Annotated in this window: 8 protein-coding genes; all 8 read left to right on the forward strand. The window is 61.6% G+C overall.

All coding sequences use genetic code 11. From position 1 onward, the window contains the following. Positions 1–273: 273 nt before the first annotated feature. Positions 274–1773, forward strand: coding sequence for a purine-cytosine permease family protein (locus AC1DQK_RS18985; protein ID WP_477873403.1), 1500 nt, complete (start codon positions 274–276; stop codon positions 1771–1773). Between the two features lie 61 nt (positions 1774–1834). Continuing rightward, positions 1835–2614, forward strand: coding sequence for a cyclase family protein (locus AC1DQK_RS18990; protein ID WP_477873405.1), 780 nt, complete (start codon positions 1835–1837; stop codon positions 2612–2614). Between the two features lie 184 nt (positions 2615–2798). Beyond that, positions 2799–3008: a hypothetical protein gene (locus AC1DQK_RS18995; RefSeq protein ID WP_477873407.1), complete on the forward strand. Its 210-nt coding sequence runs from the start codon at positions 2799–2801 to the stop codon at positions 3006–3008. Between the two features lie 31 nt (positions 3009–3039). Next, positions 3040–3135, forward strand: coding sequence for an NAD(P)-binding domain-containing protein (locus AC1DQK_RS19000; protein WP_477873409.1), 96 nt, complete (start codon positions 3040–3042; stop codon positions 3133–3135). Further along, positions 3135–3776, forward strand: a complete 642-nt coding sequence (locus AC1DQK_RS19005) for an NAD(P)-dependent oxidoreductase (RefSeq protein ID WP_477873417.1) — start codon at positions 3135–3137, stop codon at positions 3774–3776. The genes AC1DQK_RS19000 and AC1DQK_RS19005 overlap by 1 nt, the downstream gene beginning before the upstream one ends. 49 nt (positions 3777–3825) lie before the next feature. Further along, on the forward strand, positions 3826–4938 hold the full coding sequence (locus tag AC1DQK_RS19010) for an NADH:flavin oxidoreductase/NADH oxidase (protein ID WP_477873411.1): 1113 nt from the start codon (positions 3826–3828) through the stop codon (positions 4936–4938). Positions 4939–4946: 8 nt separating this feature from the next. Continuing rightward, positions 4947–6071, forward strand: coding sequence for a CobW family GTP-binding protein (locus AC1DQK_RS19015; protein ID WP_477873413.1), 1125 nt, complete (start codon positions 4947–4949; stop codon positions 6069–6071). A 273-nt stretch (positions 6072–6344) separates the two neighbouring features. Further along, positions 6345–6868, forward strand: a 524-nt coding sequence (locus AC1DQK_RS19020; protein ID WP_477873415.1) for a GntR family transcriptional regulator, incomplete at its 3' end; no start/stop codon positions are given.

The following is a 6868-nucleotide window of genomic DNA, read 5'->3' on the forward strand; positions in this document are numbered from 1 at the left end:
CAATCTCGCCCGGATGGAAATCTCTGCGTTGCTTTCCGCACTCATACCTCGGGTGGAACGGTTCGAGCTGCACGAGGCTGAACGCATCTCGAACAATGTCCTGCGCGGCTACAAGTCGCTCAAGCTGACCGCGCATGCGGCGAAGTGACAGGTCCCGTCGGCCGCATCGCGCGACTTGGCCGACCGGCGGTGAAACGATAGCGGTGATTTGCGTCCCTGCGCCTGCGAAGAAATACGCGATGTGAGAGAGCACCTACCCAGAGGAATGCGGCCATGAATGACAACCGTCTCTCGGAAACCATTGAAGACCACGCCCTGGAACGGGTGCCCGACGATCAGCGCCAGGGATGGCTGGCATTGACCTGGAGCACGGCTGGCGTGGTGGTCTCACTGGTCCAGCTATTCTTTGGCGCGCTGGTGACATTTGTCGCGGGGTTCCAGGTCGCGGTAATCGCCGGCCTGATCGTGGCCGTGATTTGCTGGCCTCTAAGCTGGGCCAGCTCCCATGTCGCTTACCGCACCGGATTGTCCAGCACTGTCATGTCCCGATACTTCGGATTCGGCAAAAAAGGGTCGGTAATATCTTCGATAATATATTCGTTCATGATAATAGGCTTTCTAGCCCTCGAGAATGTCCTCTTATATCGCGGATTTTTATTCTACTTTGAGCTTCACGACACGCTGACCAACAAGATCCTTATCTATGGATTGATGACGACCCTCTGGATTGTTCTTACCTCCTACGGGTTCAAGCTGATCGCCCGGACGTCGTCGATAACGCTCATCCTGTCCTCGCTGGTGCTGGTGTATATCACCTACCTCGTGGTTTCTAACGGCGACCGTTCGGTCGCTAGTCTCGTTACGTTCGGCCCCCAATTCCCCCACGATGCTCTGAAGGCCATGGGCGCCGACAGCCCCGCAGGCCGGTTCATCTTCGCGGTAAACGTGCTCATTGGCTCGGCGGGGGGGATGGCGATGTTCGGCGCGGATATCGGCAGATACGCCCGCCGCTCGAGAGACGTGGGGATTTCGACGCTGATCGGCCTCCTGTCGTTGGATGTCGGAATGCTCTGGCTTGGCGGCATCATTATGTATGCCGGCGGCCCCGCGCTTGTTGATTTCTATACGCAGACTGCCGGAATGAGCCATGAGGCCGCACAAAGGGCGTCGCTCGAGAGCCCGGACAGCATTGTGGCCGCCTTCGTGGTTCTAGGCGGCGCAATGGGTGCCTGGCTGCTGGTTCTCGCACAGGGCAAGACCCAGGTTCTGAACAACTACGCCGCCTCGCTTTCTCTATCCAACCTGTTCGACGCACTTAATCTGCGAATGAGCAGGTTGACCTTTGTCATCCTCGCAAACGTCCTCGGGCTCCTGATGCTCTACGGGAGCATCCTGGAATTGATCAATTCCTGGGTCACTATATTGGGGGTGCTGGTGACGGCCTTCGCAGGGATTATCGTCGCGGACTATTATATTGTGAAGACGCTGCTTCGCAAAGAGCCGAAGACTATCCCGGCTGAGGCGGAGAATATGAATTGGGCAGGGGGCGTTACACTGCTGGTCTCTGCGTTCGCCGCCCATTATGTTCTCGCACGCGTCATGCCGATTGAGGCGATAACGACCCTCATCATCTCTATCACGCTTTATCCGCTGCTGCGCACGACGGTTCTGAAGCCGACAGGTAGCGGGATTGGCCGCATTCCCGAGGCCATCGATGATCCGGTCATCGCCATGGCGGGCGTTCCCGCAGTGTCTCCAAATCGGGTCTCTTGACGACCTCAAGGCCAATTTGAGAAAACTTGCAAAATTCTACCGAAAACCAGAGGAGAATATCATGTCACTCCTGAACCAATTGGCTACGGCTCTCTCGAATGGATCGGTGGAGATAATCGACCTCACCCATACCCTTGAGGAACGTACGCCGATCTTCAAACTGCCTGACCAATTCGCTCAGCAAATACAGGTTTTCCGACTGGAAGAAATCTCCCGCTTCGACGAGCGCGGGCCGGACTGGTACTGGAACAATATTCACTGCGGCGAACATACCGGGACGCACTTCGACGCGCCTGCGCACTGGATTTCTGGCCGGCATTACGAAGATGGTGCGACGGACACCATTCCCGTCAGGAAGTTCATCGCTCCCGCCTGCGTGATCGACGTTTCCAATCGCGCGGGGGAGGATGAAGAATTTGTAACCACCATGGACGACATTGAGAAGTGGGAAGCCGAACATGGCCGTATTCCCGCCGGTTCTTGGGCCCTCATCCGCACGGGATGGTCATCCCGCAATTATACCGATCGGTTTCTCAACATGCGCGAGGATGGCGGTCACTGGCCGGGCAACCATCCCGATGTTGCCAAATTCCTGGCCCATGAGCGCGACGTTATCGGCATCGGTACCGAACCTGTAGGAACGGATGCCGGTCAGGGCGCCACCTTTTCCCAGCCGAATCCTTGCCACCATTACATGCATGGAAGCAATAAATTTGGCCTGTCGAGCCTTGCAAACCTGCATCTCCTGCCTCCCACTGGCTCAATGCTGATCACCCCACCGCTCAAGATCAAGGACGGTTCGGGCAGCCCCTTGCGCGTGTTGGCGCTGGTCGAACGTTAGGCCGCGCCATAAAGCGGCCGCCGGCATTTGCTGGCGGCTGGCGGCTGGATTTGTGCCAGGTTTGCACGAGACAGCCTCGGGTCATCCCGCCTGATATCACGGTGCATTGATCAGAAGGCGTGTGCCCCCGGCCTACTTTCATGGACATCACGCGCAAGGACTGGTCGATGAGCTTGATCCTCGCATGACAGCAGTGGTCGATGATGTCCTCGCAGGATTTGGAGAGCGTGAAAGCGAGCTACCCTGCATGAATTGCCAGACCTTTCGAGCGGTTTGGGTTCTGGTGCATCCCATCAATGTATCGCGCAAATGGCTCTGGCATATAGGCGGAAGCGAATGGCCGGTCTTCTGGGCGCTGTGTTGCGCGGTGGTCGGCATTTACGGCTCGCATTGATGCGCGGGCGTGATGAATACGGAGCTTTATTGTGAAGGTAGTTTTCATAGGTCTTGGACGCATGGGCCAGGCAATGGCCCGGCGGCTGCTGGATGCGGGCCATGATCTTGTGGGCCGGGCGGCCTGATCGAGAGCCTCGCGCCTGGCGGCCTGCACATCGCGATGGGAACCCACCGCAGCGACACGATCCGCAACCTGACCGCCGCGCATGCGAAGGCCGGTCAGWKTCTCGTCGCGGCTCCSGTGCTGGGCCGGCCTACCGCCGTGGCGGCAGGSCAGCTCGGCATCATCGCGGCGGGCCCCGCCGACGCCGTCGCGCACGCGCAACCGCTGTTCGACGCCATTGGCAAGCGGACATTCGCCGCCGGCTCCGAGCCCGCCACCGCCTCGCTGCTGAAACTSACCAACAATATGGTGCTGGCCTGCGCGATCGAGGTCATGGGCGAGGCGTTCAGCCTGGTCGAGAAGGCTGGAGCCGACCCCGAAACGCTGCGCGACGTGTTGACCGAAGGTGTGTTCTCCTGTCCGGCCTATACCGGTTATTCGCGCGCGATCGTGGATCGCAGCTGGGATGATGTCGGCTTCACCGCCACACTGGCGCTGAAAGACGTCGATCTGGCGCTGACCACGGGCGCTGCCAACGGCGTTCCGCTGCCCAGCGCCGAGGTCTGCCGCGATCGCCTGTCACGCGCGATCGCCGATGGCGATGCCGAGCGCGACTGGATCGTCATGGCCCGTGCCCAGGCCCGCGCCAGCGGACTGGCCTGATTTCATCGCAAACCCATTTACTCAACCATCAAGAGAAAGCCTTCAACCCATGACCAGCACGCTCTTTTCGCCGATTAGCCTTCGCGACCTCACCCTCTCCAACCGGATCGTGGTCTCGCCGATGTGCCAATATAATTCGAACGAAGGATCGGCCAACGACTGGCATCTGGTCCACCTTGGCGGTCTGGCGATGGGCGCTGCAGGCCTGGTCATGGTCGAAATGACGAACGTCTCGCCGGAAGGCCGGATTTCGCCGCGCTGCGCCACCTTGTGCTCCGATGACAACGAAGCCGCCCTGAAGCGCGTCGTCGACTTCTGCCGCACCTACGGCGTCGCCAAGCTGGGCATCCAGCTCGGGCACGCCGGACGCAAGGGCTCGCAGCAGCCTCCGGCGCTGGGCGGCAAGGCATTGACCGCAGAGGAAGGCGCATGGGAAACGGTCGGGCCGTCGGCGATCCCGTTCGGCGACTATCCGGCGCCTCGCGAACTGACCAGGCCCGAAATTGTCGGCCTCGTCGAAGCCCATCGCCAGGCCGTCGCACGCGCCGAACGAATTGGTTTCGACCTGATCGAGATGCATGGCGGCCACGGCTACCTCATCCACCAGTTCCTCTCGCCGCTCGCCAACCAGCGCACCGACGAGTTCGGTGGATCGCTGGAAAACCGCATGCGCTTCCCGCTTGAGGTGTTCAAGGCGATGCGGGCGGAATGGCCGGCGCACAAGCCGATGGGCATTCGCGTTTCAGCGACCGACTGGGTCGATGGAGGCTTCAATCCCGATGAGGCGGTCGAGTTCGCCAAGGCGCTCAAGGCGCTGGGGTGCGACTTCATCGACGTCACCACGGCCGGGCTCGATCACCGCCAGCAAATTCCGCTGGCGGCCGGCTATCAGGTGCCGTTCGGCGAAAGAATCCGCAAGGAGGCGGATATCACGACCATGTCGGTCGGCCTGATCGGTGGCGGTGCCCAGCAGGCCGAAGAAATCGTCGCTTCTGGCAAGGCGGACTTCGTGGTGATCGGCCGCGACGCGCTGTACGACCCCCGCTGGGCATGGCACGCCGCCGAGGAACTTGGCGCGACGGCTGAGTATGCACCCAAGTACCGTATGGCTCAGCCCTCGCTTCGGCCACAGCTGTACGCCAATCACCGCGCACCTGCCTGAGGCCACGCATGCCGACCCCCAAACAGGATCTGAGGACGCCGGTCACATTGCTGACCGGCTTCCTTGGAAGCGGAAAGACCACCTTGCTCAATCGCGCCCTGCGCGATCCGGCGATGACGCGCACCGCGGTGATCATCAACGAGTTCGGAGAGATCGGGATCGATCACGCCCTCACCACGGCGAGTGACGACACGATCATGGTGCTGGAGAATGGCTGCCTGTGCTGCACGGTGTTCGGCGATCTCATCCAGACCCTCAACCGRCTATACCATGCCCGCGAGGCAGGCGAGGTCGACTTCAATCACGTCGTCATCGAAACCTCCGGCCTGGCGGAGGCGGGGCCGATCCTCCAGGCTTTTCTGTCCGAACCGACGCTCGAAGGGCTGTTCCGAATGGGCGCGGTCGTGGCCACCGTCGATGCGGTGAACGCGGAGGCGACCCTGGCGGATCATCCCGTTTCCGTGCGGCAGATCGCCCTGGCGGACAGCATTCTCCTTACCAAGACGGACCTGCTGGAGCCSGCCGAGCGCGCGGCGCGCAAGGCGGCGCTGATCGTCCGCCTGGGCCAGATCAACGGCAGCGCCCCGGTGCTGGAAAGCGATGATCTGGCGGCAGATCCCGTCGGCGTGATGCGCAAGTTGATGGCCGATCCGAGAGAGGATCGGCGCGCGGCGAAAGCCTGGATCGACGCCGCGCTTGGCGCTGCTTCCAGCCATGCGGCGTCCGACACGGAACATGGTCATGCAGCGCACGCGCCGCACGGGCACGATAGCAGCATCGCGTCGTTCAACCTCATCCGCGACGAACCGCTCCCGCGTGAGGCGCTGAACCTGCTGCTGACGTCTCTGGAAAAGCATCTCGGCGCCAACCTGCTGCGGGTGAAAGGGCTGGTGAACGTGCGCGAGGAACCCGGGCGGCCGGCGRTCATCCAGGGCGCGCAGCATCTGCTGCACAACCTGACCTGGCTTCCCGAATGGCCCGATGAGGATCAGCGCACGCGGATCGTCTTCATCACGCAGGAACTGCCCGCCGGCGAACTCGAGGAAATGGTCACCCTGCTCGATCGCATCGCCCACCGCACCGCGCTCGCACGCCTCAAGGCAGGGGGAGCCGAACCGGCAAGGCCCATTTGAAGGTGACTTCTGTCGCTTCTGGACCGCAGCGACGCCGCGGCCCCCTGGGCAAGGGGGGCAGCAAATGATGCAGAAGGAGCTGCCTGTCGATGCATCGCCGCTTCAGTTCTGGAATGGCGCCGGCCCCCGATACGCGACGTATCACGGGCGGGTCGGGTCGAATGCGCAGCCGCGGCTGGACGGCCATTCAGGGATTGGACTTTGCCGGATGCATCTCTATCGCTTCGCCCCGCCGCTGTCTCGGCGCCATTCTGAAAGAGCAAGATGGTTGACATGTTCCTGAACGACAAGTCCGCCGAGGATGCCGTTACCCCGACGGATGGAGCGGGAGAGCGCCAACCGGCGACGCTGACCCAGTCTGTCTATGCGCAATTGCGCGCTGACATTCTCAACGGGCGGATGCGTCCGGGCGAGAAGATTCGCGCGGAAGCCTTGCGCCGGCGGTTCAACACGGCGAGCAGCCCGGTTCGGGAGGCGCTGAACCGGCTTCTTTCAGAAGGCTTCGTGGCGCTCGAGGAGCAGAAAGGCTTTCGTGTAGCGCCGGTCAGCGCCGAAGAACTGAAGGAACTGGTCAAGACGCGCTGGTGGATCGACGGCCTGGCCATTCGTGAATCRATCGAGCGGTTCGACCTGGAATGGGAAGAAAATCTCATACTGGCGCTCCATCGCCTGTCACGGACACATCGCGGCGAGACCGGCCAGAATGAAAGCTCGGAATGGGAAAGCCGGCACAAGGACTTCCATCTTGCTCTCATCGACGGCTGCGGCAGCCGCTGGATAAAGCGGATCAGCGCCCA

It is taken from the genome of Rhizorhabdus sp. P4_G5 (assembly GCF_056401065.1).